General features: G+C 54.0%; 18 protein-coding genes. 13 read left to right on the forward strand and 5 right to left on the reverse strand.

Annotated elements, in window-relative coordinates; translation table 11 throughout:
* The first annotated feature begins 38 nt into the window (after positions 1-38).
* From NC979_RS03825 to NC979_RS25295, 10 genes are all read left to right on the forward strand, one after another.
* Positions 39-2,621 carry a CHAT domain-containing protein gene (locus tag NC979_RS03825; RefSeq protein ID WP_190523931.1) on the forward strand — a complete coding sequence of 861 codons (2,583 nt, stop codon included), beginning with the start codon at positions 39-41 and terminating at the stop codon, positions 2,619-2,621.
* Positions 2,622-2,783: 162 nt separating this feature from the next.
* Positions 2,784-4,451, forward strand: a complete 1,668-nt coding sequence (locus tag NC979_RS03830) for a ShlB/FhaC/HecB family hemolysin secretion/activation protein (protein WP_190523934.1) — start codon at positions 2,784-2,786, stop codon at positions 4,449-4,451.
* Positions 4,452-4,633: 182 nt separating this feature from the next.
* Complete coding sequence (locus tag NC979_RS03835) at positions 4,634-5,128, forward strand: helix-turn-helix domain-containing protein (RefSeq protein ID WP_190523937.1); 495 nt, start codon at positions 4,634-4,636, stop codon at positions 5,126-5,128.
* 14 nt (positions 5,129-5,142) lie between these two features.
* Entirely contained in the window at positions 5,143-5,700 is a 558-nt protein-coding gene (locus tag NC979_RS03840) for an IS630 family transposase (protein ID WP_199309062.1), read from the forward strand.
* Positions 5,701-6,274: 574 nt separating this feature from the next.
* Positions 6,275-8,593 (forward strand): NACHT domain-containing protein, encoded by a 2,319-nt coding sequence (locus tag NC979_RS03845; RefSeq protein ID WP_190523940.1) that lies wholly within the window; start codon positions 6,275-6,277, stop codon positions 8,591-8,593.
* A 241-nt stretch (positions 8,594-8,834) separates the two neighbouring features.
* Entirely contained in the window at positions 8,835-8,966 is a 132-nt protein-coding gene (locus tag NC979_RS03850; RefSeq protein WP_255524883.1) for a hypothetical protein, read from the forward strand.
* A gap of 200 nt (positions 8,967-9,166) precedes the next feature.
* Entirely contained in the window at positions 9,167-9,562 is a 396-nt protein-coding gene (locus NC979_RS03855) for a hypothetical protein (protein ID WP_190523943.1), read from the forward strand.
* 322 nt (positions 9,563-9,884) lie between these two features.
* Positions 9,885-10,370, forward strand: coding sequence for an allophycocyanin subunit alpha (gene apcA / locus NC979_RS03860; RefSeq protein ID WP_190523946.1), 486 nt, complete (start codon positions 9,885-9,887; stop codon positions 10,368-10,370).
* Between the two features lie 292 nt (positions 10,371-10,662).
* The gene (locus NC979_RS03865) at positions 10,663-11,109 is read left to right on the forward strand and encodes a response regulator (protein WP_190523950.1); all 447 of its coding nucleotides are present in this window, start codon (positions 10,663-10,665) and stop codon (positions 11,107-11,109) included.
* A gap of 329 nt (positions 11,110-11,438) precedes the next feature.
* Positions 11,439-11,720, forward strand: coding sequence for a DUF1830 domain-containing protein (locus NC979_RS25295; protein WP_431191014.1), 282 nt, complete (start codon positions 11,439-11,441; stop codon positions 11,718-11,720).
* A gap of 50 nt (positions 11,721-11,770) precedes the next feature.
* Here the strand turns inward: NC979_RS25295 and NC979_RS03870 are convergent, their stop codons facing one another.
* Genes NC979_RS03870 through NC979_RS03885 form a run of 4 tightly spaced genes read right to left on the reverse strand, consistent with a single transcriptional unit; the run spans position 11,771 to position 16,992 of the window.
* A complete protein-coding gene (locus tag NC979_RS03870; protein WP_190523962.1) occupies positions 11,771-12,898 on the reverse strand; it encodes a diguanylate cyclase domain-containing protein in 1,128 nt (375 codons plus the stop codon).
* Between the two features lie 5 nt (positions 12,899-12,903).
* A complete protein-coding gene (locus tag NC979_RS03875; RefSeq protein WP_190523964.1) occupies positions 12,904-13,593 on the reverse strand; it encodes a PAS domain S-box protein in 690 nt (229 codons plus the stop codon).
* 59 nt (positions 13,594-13,652) lie between these two features.
* Positions 13,653-13,958, reverse strand: coding sequence for a hypothetical protein (locus NC979_RS03880; RefSeq protein ID WP_348253522.1), 306 nt, complete (start codon positions 13,956-13,958; stop codon positions 13,653-13,655).
* 58 nt (positions 13,959-14,016) lie between these two features.
* Positions 14,017-16,992 (reverse strand): chemotaxis protein CheB, encoded by a 2,976-nt coding sequence (locus tag NC979_RS03885; protein WP_190523966.1) that lies wholly within the window; start codon positions 16,990-16,992, stop codon positions 14,017-14,019.
* Positions 16,993-17,908: 916 nt separating this feature from the next.
* Here NC979_RS03885 and ftsH point away from each other — a divergent pair.
* The 3 genes from ftsH (at position 17,909) to NC979_RS03900 (ending at position 20,923) form a co-directional block, all read left to right on the forward strand.
* Complete coding sequence (ftsH, locus tag NC979_RS03890; RefSeq protein ID WP_190523968.1) at positions 17,909-19,765, forward strand: ATP-dependent zinc metalloprotease FtsH; 1,857 nt, start codon at positions 17,909-17,911, stop codon at positions 19,763-19,765.
* 81 nt (positions 19,766-19,846) lie between these two features.
* Positions 19,847-20,146 carry a P-II family nitrogen regulator gene (locus tag NC979_RS03895; protein ID WP_190523970.1) on the forward strand — a complete coding sequence of 100 codons (300 nt, stop codon included), beginning with the start codon at positions 19,847-19,849 and terminating at the stop codon, positions 20,144-20,146.
* Positions 20,147-20,521: 375 nt separating this feature from the next.
* Positions 20,522-20,923: a fasciclin domain-containing protein gene (locus tag NC979_RS03900; protein WP_190523972.1), complete on the forward strand. Its 402-nt coding sequence runs from the start codon at positions 20,522-20,524 to the stop codon at positions 20,921-20,923.
* A 198-nt stretch (positions 20,924-21,121) separates the two neighbouring features.
* Here NC979_RS03900 and NC979_RS03905 read toward each other — a convergent pair whose 3' ends face one another.
* Positions 21,122-25,741 (reverse strand): PAS domain S-box protein, encoded by a 4,620-nt coding sequence (locus tag NC979_RS03905; protein ID WP_199309024.1) that lies wholly within the window; start codon positions 25,739-25,741, stop codon positions 21,122-21,124.
* Positions 25,742-26,033 lie beyond the last annotated feature (292 nt).

Raw genomic sequence — 26,033 nt, forward strand, 5'->3', positions numbered from 1 at the left:
CGTAAGCTCTAACCCGACTTAAAGCCTAGCCATTGTCCATGGTTCAAAGATTCCGCTCTTTCTGGTTTCGCTTTCTCAGGTTAGGCCTTTGCCTGCTGCTGGGGGTAATCCTTGTCAGCGCGTCGGCAATTGGTCACAGCATTTTCCCCTCTAGAGGAATCGGCAGTACTTTTCCTGCGATCGCAGCTACCCCAACCGAAAACTTACTAGACCAGGGCCGTCAGGCTTATGCGGCTCAGCGCTTCAGCGACGCCGTAGCTGCCTGGGAAGAGGCAGTTACGTTATTCTCACAGCAACCCCTTCAGCAAGCGCTGGCCCTCAGCTACCTAACCGCTGCTTACCAGCAGCTCAGCCAGTGGGAGATTGCCGACCGCAGCATCACCCAAAGCTTAGAACGGCTCGTCACCGTTCCTGACTCGGCTCAGAAACTGGCAGTTAGCGCCCAAATCCACAACACCCTCGGCAGCTTGCAATTTGCGCGAGGGCAGACCCAGGCCGCGCTAGCCACCTGGCAAACCGCTGCTGACCTCTATGCCCAAACCGAAGATGAAGCTCGCTACTTCAACTGTCGCTTAAACCAGGTGCAGGCCCAGCAGTCCTTGGGATATTACCAGGCAGCACGGCGAACTCTCACTGGCCTAGAGCAGCGCTTACCAGCCCAGTCGCCGCCGTTGCAAGTGCTCGGCTATCAGCGGTTGGGGCAGACCTACCGCTTGCTGGGCGACCTAGCGATCGCCCAAGCGCATCTGCAAACGGCTTTGAATTTAGCGCAGCAGGGAAACTTGGCGCCGGGGGGCATTTTGCTAGAGCTAGCGAACGTAGCACAGGGACAGGGAGACTGGGAGGGCGCGATCGCCATTTACCAACAAGCCTCACGGTCCAACGATGCCGAGATTCGCCTTAAAGCCCAGCTGAACCAACTCAAGTTATTCGTCCAGCAGAATCCCGATGCCGCCCGCAATCTCGCTGCCGCCCTGCCAGCTGACCTGGGCCAACTGCCGCCGGGACGTAGTCAAATCTATGCCTATATCAACGCTGCCCAGAGCCTACTACAGCTTAAAACTCGTGCTGAAACTGAGACCGCTGTCCGCCTGCTGGCCCAAGCAATTCAACGTAGCCAAGCTTTGCAGGATACTCGCGCCGAAGCTTATGCCAGAGGCTATCTGGGGCACGCCTACGAAATCTCCCAGCAGTGGAATGAGGCCCAGCAGTTGACCGAGCAGGCCCTGACCCTATCACAATCCCTCAACGCTACCGATACTGTTTATCAGTGGCAGTGGCAGCGAGGTCGCCTGCTCAAACAGCAGGGGCAGAAAGAATTGGCTTTGTCGGCCTACCGAGCTGCTTTCGAGGCACTCCAATCACTTAGGCAAGATTTAGTTGCCCTCAGCGATGACTTGCAGTTCTCATTTCAAGACAGTGTAGAGCCAGTCTACCGAGAGTTGATCGATCTACTGCTGCAACCTGAACCTCAAGCAGGTCTCCCCATTTCTTCACCTCCCCTTTCTGCACGCCTAACCGAAGCCCGATCTGTTTTAGAGGCGTTGCAGATTGCCGAACTCAACAACTTTTTCAGAACCGCCTGCCTGGAGGCTCAGCAGGTCAATCTTGAGGAGATAAGCCAAAGTACCACCGCTATCATCTATCCAATTATTCTGCCGGATCGGCTAGAAATAATTGCCAGTCTGCCGGGGCAACCCCTGCGGCAATTTACTAGCGCTGTGCCCCAGGCAGATCTGGAGCAAACCCTGCTTACCTGGCGACAAAATTCAGAGAAGCGGTTCACCGCCCCGGAAGGCAAAGCCCTGGGTCAGCAGCTTTACCGCTGGCTAATTGCCCCTATGCAGAATGCCCTGGTAGAAACCCACCCCCAAACGCTGGTCTTTGTGTTGGACGGAGCATTGCGGAATACTCCTATGGCCGCCCTGTATGACGGCGATCGCTACTTGGTAGAAGACTATGCGATCGCCCTCTCCCCAGGGCTACAACTCCTCGGCCCACGCCCCCTGCAAGAAACTCAGATGGCGGCCTTACTAGCCGGGCTCACGGAGCCCCGGCACGGATTTAGCGCATTGTTCAGCGTGAATGACGAAATTCAGACTATTCAAGCGCTGTTGGATAGTCGCGTGTTGCTGAACCAAGGTTTTACCACCACTGCCTTGGTCCAGCAGGTAACCAATTCCGAGCGGCCGATTGTGCATCTGGCCACACACGCTCAGTACAGCTCAAACCTCGAAGACACGTTTATCCTGGCCTGGGATCGCCCCATTCCCTTAGATGAGTTGAGTAGTTTGTTAAGAACCGGTGACCAAAACCGTCTAGAGCCCATCGAGCTGCTGGTCCTCAGCGCCTGTGAAACGGCCACCGGAGATAATCGAGCTGCCCTGGGACTGGCCGGTATCTCGCTGCAGGCCGGTGCCCGTAGCACCCTGGCTTCGCTATGGAATTTAGACGACGCTTCAGGAGCGTACTTCGTCAGCCAATTTTATCAAGCCCTAGCCCAGCCCCAAGCGACAAAAGCTGCCGCCCTGCGACAGGCCCAACTGGCATTACTTAACCACCCTGACTACCGCCACCCCGCCTACTGGTCGGCCTATGTGCTGGTTGGGAACTGGCTATAGCCCTATAATGCGATCGCCATTATCACAGTTTCCTGAAAATCTGCGTTGACTCAATTGCTGTACCGTTGCTATTGGGCTGGCATTGTTCTCGTCTGTCCAGCTATTTTTCAGATTCTGGCGTCTGTTCCCCCAGCCAAGGCCAAGACGATTGTTCGTTCCGAAATGGCCTATCCATCTGCTCAGTCATTATCCCAAGTGCCTCCGGGGTTACCCCGACTGCCAAACCAGCCAATTCCAGAGACACCCTTACCCGATCAACCGCTGCCAATCCTGCCGCCGCCTGAGGAACTGCTCCCGTTGGTCGAGCCCCAGATTCCTGAGTCTCGCTTTGACGAAACAGAAGACTCCTTCTTTGTAAGAACGATCGAGATTACAGGAAGCACTGTTTTTTCTGAGGCAGATTTTGCTGATCTGGTTGCTCCCTACATAAACCGTCAGGTCAGCTTTAGCAACCTGTTAGACCTGCGCTCTGCCATTACCGAACGATACGTTGCAGCCGGATACGTCACTTCAGGAGCGATCATTCCACCGCAAACCTTGGTTGATGACACGGTCACCATTCAAGTTATTGAAGGAGAACTCGAAGACATTGTGGTCACAGGGATGAATCGTCTAAACCCTGCCTATGTACGTAGTCGTATTGGTCTGGTCAGCACCCCTCCGCTCAACGTCGATCGCCTGTTGACTGGGTTGCAGCGCCTACAGCTTGATCCCCTAATTGAAACCTTGTCCGCTGACTTGCAAGCTGGCAGTAGACCGAATACTAGCGTACTAGTTGTCAACGCGACCGAAGCAGACTCGTTTGTCGTCGATCTAAGTCTTGATAACTACGGTTCTCCCAATGTTGGAACCGGACAGCGACGCTTGCTTTTGAGAGAAGGCAATTTGACGGGGCTGGGCGATCGCATCGCGCTGGAGTACGAAAACACCGACGGCAGCAATGAAGTTGATGTCAGCTACACCCTGCCCGTCAGCCCAAACAACGATGCCTTACGCTTCAGGGCCGGCTATTCAAATAGCCGAGTCATCGATGCTGATTTTGATGTGCTAGATATTTCCTCTGATAATTTCTACTACGAATTCGGCTATCGTCATTCCCTGATTGAAACCCCTACAGAAGAACTCGCCCTAGGGATCACTCTCTCTCATCAGCGAAACCAAACTTTCCTAGGTTTAGACAACATTGGCCCCTTCCCGCTGTCACCCGGTGCCAACAGTCAGGGCGTTAGCCAGGTAACGGCTCTGCGGTTCTCTCAAGAATGGAGCCAGCGTAGCCAGAGCCATGTACTAGCCTTTCGGTCTCAAATTAGCCTGGGTCTCGATCTCCTCAATGCCACTGTGAATGAAACTGGCCCCGACAGTCAATTCTTAGCCTGGCGTGGACAGGGGCAATGGCTACAACGCTTAGGTGCCAATACCGTCTTACTGCTACGGGGCGACGCTCAGCTGACAACCGACGATCTGCTGTCTCAGGAAGAATTTAGTTTGGGCGGTGCCCTGAGCGTACGTGGCTATCGACAAGACGCCCTGCTGCGCGACAACGGATTGCTGCTCTCGGCAGAGCTGCGATCGCCCATTGCCCGCGTTCCAGAACTAGATGGAACTCTGCAACTGATCCCTTTTCTGGATGCCGGAGTGGCTTGGAACGCGAACGCAAACTTACCGACTGGCCCCAATGCATTGATCGGCACCGGGCTAGGTCTGTTGTGGCAGCAGGGCGACAACCTATCGATGCGATTCGATCTGGGCATTCCGCTTGTGCCGCTTGCTGAAGAGAAAAACGGTTTACAGGAAAGCGGTATCTATTATTCAGTTCGGTACACGCTCTGACGCTTAAGCCAGAGATTAAGGGTGTTACAGCTGATATTGAGCATCTGGCTGACGTGGCTTTTTTCTCGCCTCGGTCAACGGCAGCAAGCACTTTGTCACAACCTCATGCCGATTGGCTTCTTATACCAAATCTGAAATATAGAGCTACAAGTAAAGGAGGGTAGCTCAAAAGAGATGTGGAAATGGCAGGCGTACTGAGGATTGGGGTCGAGGAATCGGTAGAGACACTCAAAACTCTGCTGGACGAGCAGCGGGATGCTGTCAGCCGGAGCAAGGTGCAAGTGTTGTGGTGGATTAAGACAGGGCAGTTAAGTAGCGTCAACGCCCTGGCTCAGATGAGTGGCTATCATCGCACAACTGTTTCAAGGTGGCTTTCAGCCTATCGCCAGGGTGGGTTAGAGGTTCTGTTGGCCGTGCAGCCTAAACCCGGTCGCCCTCCTAAGATTCGGGGGGCGATTCGGCAGCGCTTGGAGCGAGAATTACAGGACCCCGAAGGGTTCGGCAGTTACAAGGAAGTGCAGCACTGGCTGCAGGCCGTCTGTGGGGTAAAGGTGGCCTACAAAACAGTTCATGGAACGGTGCGCTACCGCCTCAAAGCCAAGCTCAAACGACCACGCCCCGTCTCACCCAAGCAAGCACCAGGAGCCGTTGAGGCGTTCAAAAAAACGTTGGACTAACCATTGATAGGTCTCTGAGCGACGAGCAGCGACAACGGTATGGCAGCCGAATCCGCTACTGGTGCCAGGACGAGTGCCGGGTGGGTCTGTTGACCGTACAGCATCGAAAGTTAACGGCCTTGGGTGTCAAACCGGTCGGAGAGGTACAGTGGCAATTCCTGTACCGCTGGCTTTATGGCGTGATTGAACCAGCCACTGGCAAAACCTTCATGCTGGAGTTCTCCCACCTCGACAGCCTTTGCTTTGAGACGTTTCTGACCGCTTTAGCGCAAGCCTACCCGAATGACTTGCACCTGATTCAACTGGACAATGCTCCAGCCCATCGAGCCCACGCACTGCAAGTGCCTGACAACATCATTTTGCTGTTTCAACCGCCGTACTGCCCAGAGGTTAATCCTATTGAGCGTTTGTGGCAGGAGTTGAAGCGGGTTCTAGCCTGGAGGCACTTTGATTCTCTCCACGAGCTACAGCAGGCGATTAGCCAGTGGTTAGCTCGACTCTCACCGGCTCAGGTTCGTTCTTTGACGCAGTGGGGTTGGCTGATTGACGCCCTTTGCGTAGCAGGAATTTAAGGAATTGGTATTAGTTGAGCAATTCTTTTTAAGAAAACGACATTTAATTTGAGAAGAGCAGGTCAAGGAGCAAACGACTTTTATTTTGCGAAAGTAGACTTTACGACATCGTCTATGCGAATCAAGAAAAGGTCGTTAAATTCATGGGCATGTCGCTAAAAGCCTTGCTGTAATTGGTTTTGAAGTAATTAGATGTTAGGGAAGCTAATCTGCGAATCGCGACATTTAGCGTGCGAACGTACAAACGATTTAGTTGTCGTCGTTAACAGATTGGCGTCGCGTTTTAGTTGGTTGCGGTCTTCAATAGCCGAAAGACAGCTTTGCTAAAATTTTTAATAGGTTAAGCCTAGAACGACACGGTTGTGCGCAAAAAAACCCTGTCTGTGCGGCATAAATTTTAACGTGCAAATGCTCCTACAAAGTATTAGGGATGAATGGGACTTGGGGATTTAGATGCGCTATGGGGTGCTGCTGGGCCAAAAGTCTCGGAAAAAGGCGTTAGTATGAGCCTCATATAAGACAACTGCTTTTTTCTTCTATTTAAATTCACAATTTAGGATTCTCTTTTTACGGTATGGCCAAGCGATCGCTAAAGGCCTCCCCCGCTGGCATTCAGCGGGCTAAGCGGGCGTTTGCGCTCAAGGGGTGGACTCAGGAAAATTTGGCCGGGGAGGTGAACCTCAAAACTCGGCAGCCGATCTGGCGGTTTTTTACTGGTCGTCCGGTCGATCGCCAGATTTTTGTGGAAGTTTGTCAGGTTTTGGACCTCGACTGGCGAGAGGTTGCTACCGATCCGCCCGCCGATTTTTCGGAGCCAGGAGAGTCGCTGGGGCCGCGCCCGCTGACGGTGGACGAGCTGGTGGCAGAGGTGCGATCGCAGCACTACGACACGATTCAGCACCAGTGCGGCATTCTGCAATTGCTCGATATTGGCCATCCGGTCAACATTGATGACATCTATGTCGAAGTCAACATTCTCCAAGCCGTCGCTAACCAGCAGTGGCTAGAGATTGCTGAGCTCAATAGTCTGGCCCCCACCGAGTTTGACCGGGTGGGCCTAGGAGCTATTGACCAACCCCAAATTTCTGGTGTGGAAGCGGTTAAAACCCACGGCAAGCTGCGGGTGCTGGGGAAGCCGGGGGTGGGCAAAACCACCTTTTTGCAGCACCTGGCCGTGCAGTGTAACCAGGGCGAGTTTGCCCCTGAGCAGATGCCCCTGTTTATTGTCTTGCGGGAGTTTGCCGAGGCCGCCAAACGCCAGGCCGACTTTAGTTTATTCAGCTACATTCACCAAACCCTGCTCACCGCTGGCATTGCCGACCCTGCCCAGCTCGAAATGCTGCTTACCGAGGGGCGAGTGCTGATGCTAATGGACGGCATAGATGAGGTGCTGAATCAGGACATCAACGCCGTTATTCGAGAGATTCGCACTTTTTCAGACCGGTACCACCGCAATCGGTATGTGGTGTCGTGCCGCACGGCGGCTCAAAAGCTGGCCCTGCACGGCTTTACCGATGTAGAAATTGCCCCCTTCAGCCAGGCGCAGATTGCCACTTTTGCCCAAAAGTGGTTTGTCGCCCTGGGTAAAGCGGCCACCCCCCAAGGCGAAGCCAGGGCAATGGCATTTGTTACCAAGCTTGAGCAGCCCGAAAACTGGCAGTTTCGCCAGCTAGTGGTGACGCCCCTATTTTTGCACTTGGCCTGTTGGGTGTTTCAGGGGGAAGGGCAGTTTCCCAGCAAGCGCACGGCCTTTTATAAACAGGGCCTCGACCTACTGTTGGGCAAGTGGGATGAGACCAAAGGCGTTGAGCGCGACGGTATTTACCGGGAGTTTTTGCTGCCCCAAAAAATGAAGCTGCTGAGTCAGCTGGCCGCTGTCACCTTTGAGCAGGGGCAATACTTTTTTGAGCAGCGCACCATCGAGCAATACATCGAAGACTACCTGCAAAACCTCCCTGGAAATGCCCTCGAACCTGAAGAACTCCAGCTCGAAAGCGAGGCGATGCTGAAGGCGATCGAGGCCCAGCACGGGCTGCTGATCGAGCGGGCGCGGGGCATTTTTTCGTTCTCGTATCTGGCGTTTCAAGAATATCTGACGGCGCGCAAAATCGTCGCCACCCATAATTTGCGGGCGCTGGAGCAGGCGCTGGGGGGGCTGGTCAGTCACATTACCGATCCCCACTGGCATGAGGTGTTTTTGCTCACCGCTGCCATGCTGCGCAGCGCCGACTCGCTGGTGCAGCTTATGAAACAGGAGATCGATGCCCTGGTGGCCCAAGACCCCCACCTGCAAGATTTTTTGATGTGGGCTAGCCGGAAATCTCAGACTATTCCCCCTAAGCCCAAGCTGGCCACTACCCGCGCCTTTTATTTGGCCATGGCCCAAAGCCCACACACCGCCGACCAGTTTGCCCTGGCCAGCACCCTCGACCAGGGTATTTTTTTAGATGCTGCCCTAGAAAACCTGCTGGTGGAGTTTGCCGTCGATCGCAGTCAAGATTTTGCCTATGTACACGCCTGTAGCGAGGCGCTCAGCAATATTATGGTCATGGTGCTCGATGCCGGATTTTATAAGTCGCTCCAGCAGTTGAAAGATCAACTGCCCGCCTCGCACCAGAGCCAGGAGCGGTTACAAGCCTGGTGGCAAGACAACTACCCAGCCTGGGTCGAGCAGATTAAACGCTCGATCGCTGAATACCGCAATATTCACCACCCCTGGCAGTTTAGTCCTGAGCAAGAACAGGTGCTAAAGCGCTACTACGATGCCAACCAGCTGCTGGTGGATTGTTTGAACAGCAACTGTGAAGTGACCGAAACTATTCGGCAGGAGATTGAAGCGACGCTGCTGCTACCTCAGAAGGAGTTGGAGGAGCGGGAGTGGCAGAGGGAGTAGGGGGTGGGGGGTGGATGGGTAGATGAGTGGAAGGGTAGATGGGTTGTTGAGAAAAGTGAGGGGATGAGGAAGATGAGGAAGGGTGGGGGAGATGGGGAAGGCGGTAGGGAAATTGCGAGAATTAGATACATTTTTGATTAAATCAAACGATTGAAACAGGGCTTAAACGGTAGTTCAATCACGGCTGCGACATAATTTAGACAACCGCTACATCAACCGCAAAACCGTGAAAAGATTGGCCATGCCACGCTCGATTGGCAAACAGTCAAATAGCGACTTGTGTGTGAAGCTGGTTTTGGTCCTGGCGATCGCCGCAGCTGGGTCTTTAGAAGGTCTCGGCGTGATTAAGGTTATGCCTGGCTTTGGGAATTAGCGATCGCGTCTAGAACGCCCAATCCTATTAACCTCCTTCTTGTATGGGCAGGGAATCAACATCTCAGCAGTAGGTACGTTTTGTCGCGAGTAGGTCTGATTCCCTCCTTTTCTCGGCAAAAGTTTTGGCTATTAACCCTCCCTAAAGAGGGGAACAGGTTTCGTTTAATTAATACCCCTTCAAGAAAGGACTTCTACACCATGTTTAAAAGTAGAGACATGATCGACAAAACTATCGTCTCCTACGACGCTGGAGAAAAAAACGAAACCGCTCAGCTTACCAACGAGCGCCTTCAGCACCTAGGTCACTATGCCAGCGAAATCACCAGCCAGCCTCTGCATGGCTTGGGCCGTACCACAGCGATCGCCCTGACCAGTGCCATCCTTGACCCAGCGGCGCAAAAGGCTTTTGTCACCGGCAAAGTTCCCCATCGTGAGGTGCTCACTCTGAGGGGCGGCTTGTTTGCGCTAGAGGGGCAGCCCATCACCCGTGAAATCGCCGATGCCGCTGCTGCCATAGGCATTTTAGACAACCTCTACCGCGCCGTAGGGGGCAGTTGGACAATGCCCGCAAGGTTGGATAAGGCTGGAGAATAGAAAAGCGAAAAAATGCTTGGTAGGATTGAACCCTGAAATTTTGGTCGCCTTTACTCCAGATTTCACCCGCTACAGCTTTATGCGTATTAATAACAAATTTATACCTCAAGCAATCTAAGCTTACTGAAGTTTTTGCCCAGCTCCTAGTCTCAATCAATTCACACATGAAATAAAACCTCTGTCTACCACGATTGTAAGAGAGGTTCCGACGAGCTTTCCCGCACTTCCATGTCAGCTTCATCCCTCAATTATTAGATACGTCCATATTGAGCTGTCGCAAGATCAAGCTGTCCGTGGTTAAGCAGATTAAGAGGGTAATTAAGTGAGCATTGTTAAAACATTAATTATTAATGCCGATGCCGAATGCCGCTACCTCACCCCAGGGGAAGCGGAGCAGATCAAAATTTTTGTCGCTAGCGGTGCCCGGCGAGTGCGGCTGGTGAAGGCGTTGGCCGATGGCCGCGATCGCATCGTTAAACAGGCGGCTAACCAACTCCTTCAAAACCGCCCCGACTTAGTTGCTCCTGGCGGCAACGCCTACGGCAAAGACATGACCGCCACCTGCCTACGCGATATGGACTATTACCTGCGTTTGGTCACCTACGGGGTCGCTGCCGGAGACACCACTCCCCTAGAAGAGATTGGCGTGATTGGCGTACGCCAAATGTACAATTCCCTCGGCACCCCCATGGAAGGGATAGCTGAGAGTATTCGCGCTATGAAAACCGTCGCGATCGCACTCCTATCAGCTGAAGATAGCAGTGAGGTTGGCGCTTATTTCGACTACCTGATTCGGGTCTTTGAGTAGGCTTACTCACTAGAACAGATAATTTATGACTACCCCCCTTGCTCAATCGGTTTCTACTCTGGAGAAAGTCAGCGCGATCGCTCAAAGGCGATCTGTGGGGGTTAGACAATCGTGCTCCTGCTGCTCAAATACACCGCTTCGCCATGCCCGATCGAACCAGGTGTATTGGCGCTGTAGCCATTGCCATCAAGCTATGCCTTTATTGGGAGATACGGTAGCGTTTACGGTCTAGGTCAATCAGCATTTTTCGGCAATTTTTGCACTTTGGCTATTTATTACAGAGGGCAATAGCATGTCTGATTCGAGCCAAGCTCTTTCAAATCCTGGTCTACTCAAGGATGTTCAGATACTTGTCGTTGACAATGATGCTGACAGCCGATATCTTTACGAAGTTTTGTTTGAGATCTGCGGTGCACAGGTAACGCCTGTTGAATCGATCGCCGACGCCATAGCTCTTTTAGACGATTTGGTCCCCGATATTCTAATCTGTGAATCTAGTTTTTTTAATGAAGATACATTATCGCTGGTTCAAAGAATTAAAGCCGTGGCTTTAGACCGAGAGCAGACGATCCCCATTCTTGTAGTTTCTGCTTATTATCTGGCCAAATTTGTCCAAGAAATGTTTCCAGTAGTTGAAGACTACTTGCTCAAACCTATCGATGTTGAGAAATTGGTTGACGAAGTTTCGAGTTTAGTTCGTCTAGCAAAGTCAACCGAAAAAGCTAGCATTCAAAATTGAGTTATCAAACATAAAGATAGTGCAAAGCAGCTTATTACTGCTAATGTGTAGCCGTAGATAATGTGCTCCTGAGGGGAGCAAAGCCAACTGTGACCCTTAGCCCTTTTGGTCAAGAAAAAGAAAAGCAAAGAAGCCTCCAAAATCTTCTCCCAAAAGAGGGATATTAGGGTGAAAAAACTCCCTGCGTTTTAAGCTGGCTGAGTTTAACTAAATTGTTTGCTTAAATGTAAAAGTTAGCTACATTATCAAACAAAACATGCGTTTACTTAAACAGCCTAGTGGAAAGCTTATGGGTAATCATCTACATTCAATATGATTTTCTAGAAGCTATGTCTTATATACTTTCTTTGTTAAAGTCCAAACTGCCTAATCAGTTAAGAGGCGAAGTTTCTTCGTCCATCCTTTGTTATTACATTAATGACACGACAGATATACAAATTATTCGGGTGGTAAGTGAGGCGATATACCGTTTCGAACGCATTGTCTTTCCAGAGGAGAGAGTTTTGTTCGAGGCTTCTTCAGAATCTTACCTAGAAATTCATTCGCCTTCTCCCAATGGGGCTCGAATAACTCGCTCTGAGTGCAGAACATTTCAAGTAAGTGAGGGATAAAGCAATAGCTCTAGCTGTTGCAAACGTCTGTGGATTTAGGGCCGCTACAACTACTGGCTTCCCTGGCTTTGTTCACCATCGTCAAGGCATTTGATGGTCAACCCCGGTTGGTAAAAACGGTAGGTATTGCGGCCCTGGTTTTTGGCTTGGTAGAGGGCATGGTCGGCGTGGCGCAGCAGGGTGGTGGGGTCGGTGCCATCTTGGGGAAAGAGGGCGATGCCGATGCTGGTGCCAATGTGCAGCTGGTGGTCATCAATTTCGAAGGCGAGTTCCAAGCTTTCTAAAATGCGATCGCAGGTGCGCCCTACCGAGTCTGCCGCAGTGAGCCGAGAGAGCACCAAAACAAACTCATCACCACCCCAGCGCACCAGCAGGTCTTCGCTGCGCAGGCATTGGGCCAAGCGCTCGGCCACCCGGTGCAGCATTTGGTCGCCCACCTCGTGGCCCAGGCTGTCGTTGACGTCTTTGAATTTGTCGAGGTCTAAAAAGGCCACCGCCACCTGAGTCTGTTGGCGATCGGCCTGGGCCAGCACCTTGGGCAGGTAAGTGTCGAGAAAGGCGCGGTTGGGTAGGCCGGTGAGCCGGTCGTAGAAGGCCTGGTAGTGAATTCTGGCCTCGGCCTGCTTTTTTTCAGTAATGTCTCGCACCAGCCAGCGCAGGTGTGATTCGCGGCCCTCGCGGCTGATGGAGACAGTAATGGCCACATCGATATCCGGGCCCTCCCGAGGCAAAAGCTTGGTTTCCCAAGCTTTTTTAGGCAACGCCTGGGCGGCGCGGCTGAGCTGGGCCAACATGGCGTAGAAGGCGCGGCGGTGCTTAATCGGTAGAAACAGCACCATGGGTTTGCCCACCAGCGACTCCTGGGGCTGGCACAGCATGGCTGCGATCGCCACATTGCCCGCCTGGATAATGCCCTTGGTATCAGTTACCAGGTAACCATCGGGGGCGAGGTTAAAGAGGTCTTGGTAACGCTGGCGCTCGATTTCCAGCTGCTGGCGATAGTCAGCCAAGGCTTGATTTTGCTGAATTAACTCTTCGTGGGCGGTGCGCAGCTCTTCGAGCACTAGGCTGAGGTCGTCTAGGGCCAGGGCCAGCAGCTCGGGCTGAATAGGCGACGCGCTGGCGTGCTGGTGCAGCAGTAGTGCCCGCTGCTGTACGGCATCAATGCGCTTAAACATGAGATTCACTGCAGCCTACCCTGATGGTAGTCGTTGAGATCTTGAAGCAGTTGGGCGTTGGCCTGCATGAGGTCTGCGGTGCGGACGGCAATGAGATCTTCGAGATCGACGTGGGCCGCCTGGAGCTGCTGCTCTACACGACGCTGCTGAGAAATATCTCGCAGCGACCAAAGAATGGTGGTGCCGCCTAAGCGGCTGTCTTTGAGGAAGTTGGTGGCGATTGCCACTATAACCGGATCCCCCTGCCGCGATTTGAGGGTGACCTCCCAGGGCTCAGTGGCGACAGGATGAGGGTGGGCTAGCCGCTGCTCAAAGTCTGACCAGTCGCCCTGATCAATCAGCACCATTAGGGGTTTGCCCACCAGCCCCGCCTGGGGCAGCGCAAACAGGACTTCTGCTGCTCGGTTAGCGTGGTAGATTTTCCCTTTAGCATCGGTGACCAGGTAGCCATCGGGGGCCAGCTCAAACAGGGTGCGGTAGCGCTGGCGCTCAAGGTCAGCCTGATAACGAGTGTCGTTGAGTATCTGGTTTTGCTCGTGCAGCTCCGCATCTACGGCCTGGAGCTCTTCAAGCACAAGGTAGAGATCTTTGAGGGCTAGCTCTAGCAGGGCGGGGTCAATGGGGTTGGTGGTGGCCTGCTCACGCAGCCGAAGGGCGCGTTGGTAGACTGCCTTGATTTGGTGAGAGATGCTCATGGGTCAGTCTCCCTAAGGATGGTTGGTCATCCCAAAAAGTGTAGCTGGCGGCACCTTCCTCAGAGGTTTAATTTCAGTCTAAAAAGCGCTTGCTGTCGAGAGATATCATACCAAAATGTTTTGCTGGGTATAATCTCCGGTGGACTGAGTTTGCCTTCTTCAGCAAGGATAAGGTCAGGCGTTCGTGACAGTCTTTCTACAATCGCCAGCCTAGTTCGGGAGCTGTAGATTTCTCTTAGGAAAAACTCCATTTCTGGGCCTGGATTAGGTCTAATTTTCTCTGAAGAAATACTGCTCTCAGGGCGCAGCCCACCCTTGCGGACTTTACTGTCGACTAGATATTGCAGGTTGGATTTTGCTGTCATTCGAGCTCTATTAGCGATTTACCTATACATTTCATACCTTTAATCAGACCATTTTCATCTAGTCTCCATTGGCGGCGCGCTCAAGCACGGTTTCAATCGCTAGCAAAACTAAATCGTTACCATTGACCTGGGTCATCTTGCGGGCGTTGAGCCACATAGTTTGGGGGCCAATGGTCTCAAAATTATGCACCACTTCAAAGTCGTCGATCTGCATGTTTTGGGGCAGCAGGTCGTGAAGCAGCGATCGCAGCTGAGGGATATCCCACTGGCCGTTGCCCAGATCAAAGATCAATTGCCCCTCGGTGTCGCCGGGGCTGACTTGAAAGGTCTGATAAAACTGCCGATTTGCCGTCACCACCCGCAGGTCGTGGGTGAGCACCACCAAGGCCTCGCGCACGGTCTGCACAATGGCATCGGCGTAGTCGCGGGCCTGGCGCAGCTGGTCGGCGCTGCGCTTGAGGCTGTCAATATCCACCAGCACCACTACTGCCCCATCGATGCGGTTGTCGAGGGTGCGGTAGGGGCGAATGCGCAGGTCGTACCAGCGGCCCTCCTGATCCTGCACCTCCTGGCTGCTCTGCTCTAGGGTATTGATCACCGCTAGGATGCGGGCCTCGAGGTCGGCGATTGCCAGGCGGTGGTTGATGTCGCCCAGGGGCCGGCCCACGTCGCCAGGAATCAGGTTGAACAGGGCCGCTGCGGTGGGAGTAAAGCGGCGAATTCTGAGGTCGTCCTCCAACATCAGAATGGGAATGTGGATGCTGCTGAGCAGGTTTTGGAAGTCGTTGCTGATGTGGGTGGTTTCGGAGTTGCGCCGGTAGAGCTCGTCGTTAATCGTGCTGAGCTCTTCGTTGGTGGCCTGAATTTCTTCTTTGGCGGTTTGCAGCTCTTCGTTGGTGCTCTGGAGCTCTTCGTTGCTAGAGAGAATTTCTTCGTTGGCGGCCCGCAGATCCTGGTTGGTGGCCTCCTGCTCTTGGATGATCGATTGCAGGTGCGATCGGGTGGTGTCGAGATCCTGCTGGAGGGCAAGGTTTTCCTGTCGGTACTGATTCTCTAGGTCGGCGGCGGGGACAGCGGCCTGGGAGGCGGTGCCGTCTGGTGCTAAATCGGTGAAGAACACCAGGTAGTAGGCCTTGTCAGCAGGCTGGGGATTGAGGGGCACAACCTCAATTTGCACGGGACGGCGATCGCCCGCTTCGATCAGCAGCGATCGCCGCTGCACCGCCTCGCTGGTTTGCTGCGCTTGGTAGAGGGCCGTGCGCAGGTCAAGCCGCAGCACCTCCTTGGCCATGGTGAGCACATTGAGGCTGGCGCGACCGGGCGCCGGCTCCAAATAAGGCCCTGTCTGCCCGCGAAACTGCAAGATCTCCAGCCGGTCATTCACCAACACCCCCACTGGACCGTAGCGGGCGAGCACCGTCTGGTTAGCTAGGTCATAGAGATCGGTTTCTGAGAAGCGCTCTCGGGGTGGCGCGGGCCGAGGGGGCTGGGGGCTGGGGGTGTAGGTGGTGGGGTCAAAGTCAAAGTTTAAAGGCAGCGACGACGACTGCTTGGCGTAGAGCTTGTAGCGGCTGTCAATCAGCGAAAACAGGTGACCAAACTCCCCCGTCGTCTCCGACGACCCCAGCAGCAAAAAACCGTCGGGCTTGAGGCTGTAGTGAAACATGGGCAGCACCTTGCTCTGCAAGGACACCCTGAAGTAAATCAACACATTGCGGCAGCTGATTAAATCTAGGCGCGAAAGGGGCGGGTCAGTGATCAGATTTTGGCAGGCAAAGATGCACAGCTCTCGCACCACTTTGTTGACCTGGTAGCCGCCGTCGGTGGGCACAAAAAACCGCTGCAACCGCTCTGGTGACACGTCGCTCACCTGTGTGGGCGAGTACCAGCCCGAGCGAGCTACCTCAATGGCCAGCTTGCTGACATCGGTGGCAAAAATTTGAATCGGCGGGCTGACGCTGTGGCGGCTCAGATACTCCAGCAGGCAAATGGCGATGGAATAGGCCTCTTCGCCAGTCGAGCAGCCTGCCACCCAGATGCGCAGGGGCAGTTCGGGGTTGCCTTGGCCCGCTTGGACCTGCCGTTGACGAAGCAGCGCCGGAAACACGGTCTGCTCTAGGGCCACAAACACGTCGCCATCGCGAAAGAAGCCAGTCACACCAATCAAAATTTCCTGGTGCAGGGCCTGCACCTCCTCGGGGTTGGCCTGGAGGTACTGACTGTAGCTCTCTAAGCTCTCTAGGTGGTGCAGGGCCATGCGGCGAGAGATGCGCCGCTTGACGGTGTTGGGCTTGTACTGGGCAAAGTCAATTTTGGTGGCCCGCTTCAGCAGGGTGAGAATGGTGTTTAGCCCAGTGTCGCTTGGGGCTTGCTCCTGGGCTACAAGTTCTGCTGGGCTAGGGCTGGTGATGTAGGGGTGGGCACTGAGGCCAGCCAGGGTTTTGGCAATTTCTTCTGGCGTTTGAATGAAATCGACCTGCCCGGTGGCGATCGCCATGTGGGGCATGCCGCTAAATTTTGCCGATGTCTCTGACTGCGAAAAGGTGATGCCCCCCGCCGCCTTGATCGCCTCTAAACCCAGGGTGCCGTCGGCATCGGCCCCCGAGAGCACCACGCCAATGGCTTTGGTGCCCCGCTCCTGGGCCAGGACGCTAAAGAAACCGTCGATGAGGTGGCTGCCGGTGCGCGATCGCGGTCGAGGTTGCAGCCGCAGCTCGCTCCCCACAATGGTCATCGCTGTATTGGAGGGGATGACGTAGACATGGTTAGGAGCGATCGCCACTCCATCGACCACCTCCATCACCGGCATCTCGGTGGTGCGGCCCATAATCTCGCTCAGCAGGCTGGGCTGGCTGGGGTCTAAATGCTGCAACAGCACAAAGGCCATGCCCGTGGTGGTGGGCAAATGGCTCAGCAGTTCGGTAAAGGCCTCTAGCCCCCCCGCCGACGCCCCAATGGCCACTACCGGAAACATCTTCTCTGGCTGGGATGCTGGGGGAGCATCATCGACGGGGGAGGGTGGCTGGGGAGACATACCTGGGGTGGGCTGCGGTCTAATAACTGCGCTGGGCCGGTCTAGATTAGTATGACGGCTCAACCCCCTCTATATACCGCGATTTTGCTTACCTGGGCCTGGATCTGCGTCCCTGGTGTAGGGTCTGTGTGGGCGATCGCGGGTGCACCTACGATCCCGCTCAGCCAGCACCTTGGAGCGAGAGGTTTGAGGTCTGGCGTTTCTCAATGATTACTCGGCGATCGGTTAAAGCTAGTCAATACCAACTAGACCGAAGCCATCTAGCGACAACGCCACCCGTTGCGAGGCAACCGGCGTAGGTGCCGAACTAGGTTTTAACACCACGTTAAATTCCATGCGCTTTTAAGTGAATTGCAAAATTCTGTAGGGTTGGCCTTTGCCCGGTGAGGGCAAGAACCTGTGGAAATTTCAAATATCAATCTGGATAGTGATGTTTAAGTCTTTAAATTAGGTAATGGTTGTGGGTAAGGAAAAGAAAGGCAATAGAGAAACCGAAGGCGGATTCTAGCGGGGTTGAGAAGTATAAAAAAGATTCTAAACGCTGTGACTCTTCTGCATAAGTTTTTGTAGTCGGCGTTATCTCACTCTTTTGACAGATGAACTTGTCGCCCTCGCCTAGCTCAGCCTTAAAACTAGTTGGGACGAGTATTTGGTTATCTAGTCTGCTATTTGGTGCAGGATTTTACAACCCTATTTTCTAGCGGTGGGCAGTGCCCACCCTACCTCTAAGGCAACAAAGAAAGATTACACAGCTGAGCAACACTAAAGGTTTCCATGCTTCCATCGCTCTAACCTCCGAGGCGATGATTTTTTGGGTGCCTAAACTTTAGTGTCACTCTTCATCAATTCAAACTCGAAATCAAACCTCAGACCGTCATTCTAAAAGAACCCTCTGCCCCATTCTCAGGTTACCAAAATGCCCATCAAAGATAAACCGACGACGCCAAAGTTTCGCCTCTTCAACAATATTTTTTTAATTCTTGGCGTCGTGTTTCTGGCGGCCAGCTTCATCTTGCCCAGCATCCTCGGGCCGAAGATTCCGGGGGTGCCCTACAGCCTGTTTATTCACCAGGTGCAGGAGGGCGAGGTGGCGCGAGTGCAGGTGAGCGAAAACCAGATTCAGTATCAGCTTAAGCCCGTGAGTGACGAGGAGGCTGGGCAGGTTTTCTCTACTACTCCGATTTTTGACTTGAGTCTGCCCAACACCCTTGAGGCCAACGGCGTCGAGTTTGCGGCTACGGCTCCGCCCAAAAACCGCTGGGTGGGCAGCCTGCTGAGCTGGGTGATTCCGCCGCTGATTTTTGTGGGCATCTGGCAGTTTTTCCTCCGTCGCAGCGGTGGCGGCGGCCCCCAGGGCATGCTTTCCATTGGCAAGAGCAAGGCCAAAGTCTATGTAGAGGGTGACGCCGCCAAGATCACCTTTGCTGATGTAGCCGGGGTAGACGAAGCCAAGACCGAGCTGGTGGAGATCGTCGATTTTCTTAAAACGCCGGAGCGCTACACCCAGATTGGAGCGCATATTCCCAAGGGTGTTCTTTTGGTTGGGCCACCGGGCACCGGCAAGACCCTGCTGGCCAAAGCCGTGGCCGGGGAAGCCGGGGTGCCCTTCTTCAGCATTTCAGGCTCTGAGTTTGTGGAGATGTTTGTGGGGGTGGGCTCATCGCGGGTGCGTGACCTGTTTGAGCAGGCCCAGAAGCAGGCTCCCTGCATCGTGTTTATCGATGAGCTAGATGCGATCGGCAAGTCGCGCAGCAGCAACGGCATGTACGGCGGCAACGACGAACGCGAGCAAACCCTCAACCAATTGCTCTCCGAGATGGACGGCTTTGCTGCTGAGGGCGCCACGGTGATTGTGCTGGCGGCTACCAACCGGCCCGAAATTCTCGACCCAGCTCTCTTGCGCCCCGGTCGGTTTGACCGCCAGGTGCTAGTCGATCGCCCCGCCCTTTCGGGGCGTGAGGCCATTCTCGGCATCCACGCCCAGACGGTGAAGCTGGGGGAAGATGTGGATTTGAAGGCGATCGCCACCCGCACCCCCGGCTTTGCTGGAGCCGACTTGGCCAACTTGGTCAACGAAGCCGCCCTGCTGGCCGCCCGCAACTATCGCCCAGCTGTAGCTCAGGCTGACTTTTCCGAGGCGATCGAGCGAGTAGTCGCCGGCCTAGAGAAAAAGAGCCGCGTGCTCAACGACGAAGAGAAAAAAATTGTTGCCTACCACGAAGTCGGCCACGCCCTAGTGGGTTCCCTCATGGCGGGCAGCGGCAAAGTCGAGAAAATCTCCATTGTGTCGCGGGGTATGGCAGCCCTGGGCTATACCCTGCAACTGCCTACCGAAGACCGCTTTTTGATGGATGAAGCTGAGTTGCGCGGGCAGATTGCTACCCTGCTGGGGGGGCGATCGGCGGAAGAAATTGTCTTCAACAGCATCACCACTGGGGCCTCTAACGATTTGCAGCGGGCGACAGATTTGGCTGAGCAGATGGTAACTGCCTTCGGTATGAGCAAGGTGCTGGGGCCGCTGGCCTATCAGCAGGGGGCACGACCGATGTTTCTCGACCAGGGAGCCAGCGGTCGCCGCACTATGAGCGAAGAGACTGCCCAGGCGATCGATCGCGAGGTCAAAGACATTGTCGAAACCGCTCACCAGCAAGCCTTAGACGCCATTCGCCACAACCGCGACCTGATGGAGACCATCACCATGCAGCTGCTGGAAACCGAAGCGATCGAAGGTCAGACATTGCACCATCTACTTGACCAAGCCAGGCCAGCTTAATAGCCATTCAGTGGGTTGCATCGGGGTTCGCCCTCCAACTTGCTACTCCAACTCCAAAACACCATACTTTAAGAGGTCAATATGTCATCTTCTTTAACCAAAGGCACCCTCGTCACCATCATTGGTGAAGCCGTGCTGCAAAATCGGCTGATTAGCTTGCTTACGGAGCTTAAGGTCTCGGGCTACACCCTGGTGCCCGCCCAAGGCGCTGGTAGCCACGGCAGACGCATGGGCGATATTGCCGGCTACAACACCAACATTGAGCTTAAAACCCTCGTCACCGCTGACATCTCCGATCAGCTGTTCGAAGCCCTGAAACCTCTTCAAGAGACCCACGCTCTCGTTGTCTTTCGCCAGACTGTAGAGGGCCTGTTTGATTGACAAGTAATCGCTGCTCAGCTTTCTTCTAAAGGGTGTTTGGAGAGCGGCTTGTTGTAGCTTTAGGCACCTCAAAATTCCCCCTACTCCCTAAAAAAGTTAAGGTCTCTTTATCCCTTTTGATGGAAGATAAGGAGACCTTAATTTTGCAATATATTTATACTCGCCCTGTTCACTAGTAGGCCCTGGAGCGGGTACAGCAATCGCGCACTATTGCGCTGTTTTAGACCTCAGTTGAGTCAGGCAATTTCTCTAAATTAAAATCTAAATAATGAATCCACGGCACGTTAAAACTAGATCTGTTATAGTTCAAAGTGTTAGCCGCTCATTTGTGACGGATGACCTTAGTTAACTAGTAATAAATCTAGGAAAAACCCCATGGCTGACATTGTAGATACTGCCGTAAGCGCCGGTTCATTTAATACTCTAGTAGCTGCTGTTAAAGCTGCTGGCTTAGTCGACACTCTTAAAGGTGCAGGCCCATTCACCGTCTTTGCCCCCACTGATGAAGCCTTTGCCAAACTGCCAGAAGGTACCGTCGACGGGCTGCTCCAAGACGTGCCCAAGCTGAAGGAAATTCTCACCTACCATGTCGTCTCCGGCAAGGTGATGGCTGCGGATGTTTCCGAGCTCAAGAACGCCACTACCGTCCAAGGTACCGATGTTAAAATCGATGCTTCTAGCGGCGTTAAAATCAACGATTCAACGGTGACCACCGCCGATGTGGCTGCTGATAATGGTGTTATCCACATTATCGACACCGTACTAATGCCCGCATAAGTTGTGCAGAGGAAGGGTGCGATCGCACTCTTCCCTTGCACGACGAAGCAAAAAACTCCCGCCCTATGGCTGGGAGTTTTTTTTCGCTATTTTCTTCAATCTTTAAACAACCGCTTAGGCGTATTAGCTAACCCCCTTATGCCTAGTCGCAGAACTAAGCGATTGGGAAATTTCTGAACAAGAGTTTTTTCTCAACGCTTACTTGCTGCTAATCACGGCCACAATCGTCTTAATTAGATCATCCGGTTCTACGGGCTTGGTAATGTGCCCTTGAAAGCCAGCGGCTAGGGCTTGCTGTTGATTTAGCTCTCCAGCATAGGCCGTGAGGGCGATCGCCTTGGGCACTAGCAACGCTTGAGCCGCCGGGGTTTGTCCCCCTGATTCTTGAAGCTGAGAAACCTGACGCATTAGCTCATAGCCATCCATCTCTGGCATGCCAATGTCGCTGAGGAGCAAATCGAAGGATGCGGTTGCTAGTTGTTGCAAGGCCTGGCTCGCTGAACTGACGGCGGTTACTTCGGCTCCGGCTTGTTCTACGACAAACACCACAAACTCGCGAGAATCAGCGTCATCATCAACGATCAGCACGCGCAGGCGGGCTAGGGGAAGATGGTCGGCCTCAACCTGGATGGGGTTGGTCACGTCCTCAACTGGCACCGTTTGTAGGCAAGGCAGTTCGACTGTGAAGGTGGCGCCCTGGTCTTCGCCTGGGCTCTCGACCCAGATTTTGCCGCCGTGGAGGGTGACAATTTGTTTGGCGATCGCCAGCCCTAACCCCAACCCGCCAAACTTGCGGGTTGTCGCTCCATCCTCCTGCCTGAAATGCTCAAAGACGTAGGGCAAAAATTCTGGGGTGATGCCTTTGCCGGTATCGCTCACTTGGAGCTGAGCCTGATGGTTGACCTGGGTGAGGCGAACGTCAACCTTACCGCCAGCGGGCGTAAATTTCACGGCGTTGGTCAGGAGGTTCCACACCACCTGTTGCAGGCGGCCTGCATCGCCAGCGACTTGCCCAACGTTGGGTTCACTGTAAACTTCAATGGCAACGCGTCTGGCATCTGCCGCTAGCTGTACGGTTTCGATCGCCGACGAAATGACAAACGCCAAACTCACCGGAGCCGCATTCAGCACCAGCTTGCCCTGCATGATGCGAGAAATGTCGAGCAGGTCGTCGATGAGTTGGCACTGAAGTTTGGCGTTGCGCTCGATCGTGGCCAAAGCTTCAGCCGTCCTTACCGGGTCTAGCTTGCCACCGCGCAGCAGTCTGGCCCAGCCCAGAATCGGGTTGAGCGGCGACCTGAGTTCATGGGAAAGCACAGCTAAAAATTCATCTTTAAGTCGGTTTGTCCGTTCGGCTGCTTCACGGGCGGCTTGTTCTTGCTCTAGCAGTTGCTCCCGTTCTTGCTCGACTTGCAGGCGCTCAGTAATGTCTGTGTTGGTGCCAAACCAGCGCAAAATGTTCCCTGCTGCATCTCTAACGGGGACGGCGCGCGACAGAAACCAGCCGTAGGTGCCGTCTTGGCTGCGCAGTGGGAAGGTGTCCTCCCATTCTTTGCCAGTTTCAATGCAGTGGCGGAAATGCTCGACCACGCGATCGACGTGTTCTGGATGATGAACCTGTTGCCAACCCCAACCCTGCATTGATTCAAGGGTGGTACCGGTATACTCAAACCAGCGGCGGTTGTACCAAAAGATTGAGCCGGTTTGGTCTGCCATCCAAGCAAACTGCGACATCTGATCAGCTAGCATCCGAAAGCGTTCTTCACTCTCCCGCAAGTTTTTCTCTGCCTGTTTGCGATCGGTAATATCAACAGCAACCCCACCAATCAAAGAGTTCTCAGATTTTTCAGCAATGGGAAATTTGTAAACTAAGAAATCGCCCATTGTGCCATCGGAGCGAGGCGCAGTCTCCGTCGTTTCTACTACTGTCTGGGTATCTGCTGCTTGGCGAATGTTGTCTAAAAACTGTTGAGCAATCTCCGCTGAATAGAGATCAAAAACGGTTTTTCCGATCGCATCTTGGGTAGAAAGCTGAAATATTCGGAAGTAGGTCTGGCTCAGGTAAAGCACTCGACCGTCGCGATCGGTGATCCAGGCGGCCGTCGGGCTGTAATTCATAAACGCTTGAAAACGCTCTTCGCTCTGGCGCAGGGCCTGTTCTGCCTGTTTGCGATGGGTGATATCTCGGGACACGCCAGCGACGGCTTCGACTGCACCGTCCGCGTCGAAAAGCGGCACAAAAACATATTCATAGTGGCCTGGCCCCGCCGCGCCGGTGAAGGCTGCTTCATCCTTAACGGGCTGGTTGGTCTCGATCACCTGTTGAATCTGAGCGTGGATTTTGGTGGCTAGATCGGTCGGATAGCCGTCTATTTCAAAGAGGGTTTTGCCCAGCACCTCAGCAGGTTTTTTTTGGAAAAGGTCGAGCAGCTGCGGATTAAAGTAGGTGAAGCGTCCTGCGCGATCGAAGGTGTAAATGAAATCGGGGATAGAGGTGGCGATCGCATCAAACCGGTGCAGCTGTCGCTCTAGCTCGGCGGAGGTTTGCTGTAGAGCGACCTCGGCGCGAACGCGCTCAACAGCGGCCCAGGTGCGCTCGGCAACTTCTTCCACCAGAGCTATCTCATCCGGGGTCCATACTCGTGGCTCGGTGGCGTGAATGGCCAGCCCCGCCACAAACTCGCCGTGCTTAATCAGGGGAATGCCGATATAGGCCCCAATTTGGATGGCCGCATAGGCCGATCGCTGAGTTGCAGACAGGTGAGGGTCGGCCTGCACATCGGCCACGGCCACGGTGCGACCGGCGCGGTAGGCCGCCAGCAGCTTTGGCCCAAAGGAATCAATGGGGTAGCATCCGGCTAGGGCGGCAACACCGTTGACATAGTCTTGCTCAACTACATAATCGGCCCCGCACACCTCAAAATAGGCAACGCGGTTTGCGCCCAGGTGTTCGCCCAGCAAATAGCTGGCAGTAGCCTGCACCTCGACTGGGTCGGCCAGGGGGCGGAGCCCGTCGGTAAGAGAAACCCGGAAAGCATCAAACGCGGCGGTGCGTTGGAAAAGTGCTTCGGCCTGTTTGCGATCGCTAATATTTTTGAAGATGATCGCCACTTTTCGCGCTTCTGGCTCGCCCATGCGGCAGGCATACACATCAAACCAGCGATTGCCGAGGGTTTTAGAGCTATTTTCAAACCGAGTGGCTTCACCTGTCAGCGCAACTCGACCGTAAATCTCAATCCAGTGCTCTTCTAGATTGAGCTGACGCGCTGTTTTCCCGACGGCGTGTTGTAGTCCGGTTTGTTGTTCAAACATTGGGTTGACTTCTAAAACGCGGTAGTCGCTCGGCGTGCCGTGAGCATCGAGCAGAACTTCAACCACACAAAAGCCTTCATCGATCGACTCAAACAGCGTCCGATAGCGTTCCTCAGATTGGCGCAGGGCAGCGGCAGTTTGAATTTGCTCGGTGACATTTGTGAAATAGATGGTGATCCCATTGGCGGCTGGGTAGGAGCGAACGTGGTACCAGCGATCGTGGTCAGGGTAAAACGCTGTGAGTGATTCAGCCACGCGATCGCGCATCACGCGCCGATGCATCTCCTCTAGTTGGCTGCCCGCCAAACCCGGAAATTCTTCCCAAAAATCTTTCCCAGTCAAATCGCCAGGAGCATATCCTAGAAGCGTTTCAGCCGTTGGATTGACATAGATAAACTGCCAGTTTTGATCCAGGGCAACAAAAGCATCACTGATACTCGCCAAAATGTTCCGGCTCTGCTCCTCGCTCTGACGCAGTATTTGCTCTGCCTGTTTGCGATCGCTAACATCTCGTGAAACAACCAGCAACTGCTTCGGCTGGCCCGAACCATCCAAAATGGGGGTCACCACCACCTCCCACCATTTCGGGGTTCCCTTCAAGGTGGGGCAATATCCACTAAACTGACCTGTTCCCCCGGCCTGCGCCGTTGTTACAGCCTGAGCAGCCTTCGGTCGATCGGAGACTTGCCAAAACTTAACCCAAACGGTGCCAACTAAAGGAGTACAGTCTTCAACCTCCATCAGACACCGCCCTGGACCATTCATCGAGAGCAGGCAGCCGTTGAGATCGAGAACTTTGATACAGTCAGCACTGCTCTCAAAAATCTTGTGGTTAAACGCTTCGCTCTCCTTCAGGGCTTGCTGAGACTGCAAGGCTAGCCCTGCCTCCTGACAGAGATGCATACTCTGCAACGCCGCCGCCGCAAACCCTGCCAGACTTGTCGCTAAGCGCAGATCTTCACGATCAAACGGTCGCTGCTCGGTGTGTGTGAGCAGCCACAGGGTGCCAAGCGGCTGATTCTGCCCGCAGATCGGCACTAGCAGCGCCTCAACGATGGGAATCGGCGACTGCCCCAGGTCGGCAAAATAGCGTTCGGGATGGGCATAGAGTTGTGGTTGCCCACAACGCGCCGCCATCCCCCAGGGGCTGAAGTTGCTAAGCGCTGCCGTTTGTGCCCCAGCCCCTAGAGCACCAGCGATCGCCACCCATCGAAACCCCAGGGAGCCATCGGCGAGGGTTTCCTGCAAGCTCACGCCCACCGTATCGGCTGGGCAAAGCTCTTTAATAGTCTGCACCAGGATTTCGAGCCTTGACTGCGGGTCGCCGGTCAGCTGTTGAGCGAGCGTAGCAAAGGCTTGGTTTTCAGCTCCTAGATCTGGCTGTCTGGCTGCTCGATCTGCTAGCGCTGCGGTGATTAAAACATCTGCTTCGGTGAACACTGAAGTACGCTTTTGGGGTAACCCATGGTTAGCCAGAACAGAGTGACTTGGGGGGCAGTCAATCATAGCGTCTCTGTCCTCAGCTTGAGCAATATTTGATTGATGGATCTAGGCCGCGGTCGCCCCTATCGTTTCGCTTAGGCTTAGATTGCTTTAGGGCCACAGGTAACAGCTGGATTTATCCCTCTCTTCAACGATTTGTGCTCTGCGCTGAAACGCTCAACTGGGTGATAATCTCAACCGGCGAGCGTGCAAACTGCTACTGAGGCGATCGCATGAAAAGATTGGCAAGCCAAGGCTGCGGAGCGTATTTGTGATTCGATTCATCGCAGATCCATTTGACCACAGCCTAGGCATT

It is taken from the genome of Leptolyngbya subtilissima AS-A7, from assembly GCF_039962255.1.
Classification (GTDB): Bacteria; Cyanobacteriota; Cyanobacteriia; order Phormidesmidales; family Phormidesmidaceae; genus Nodosilinea.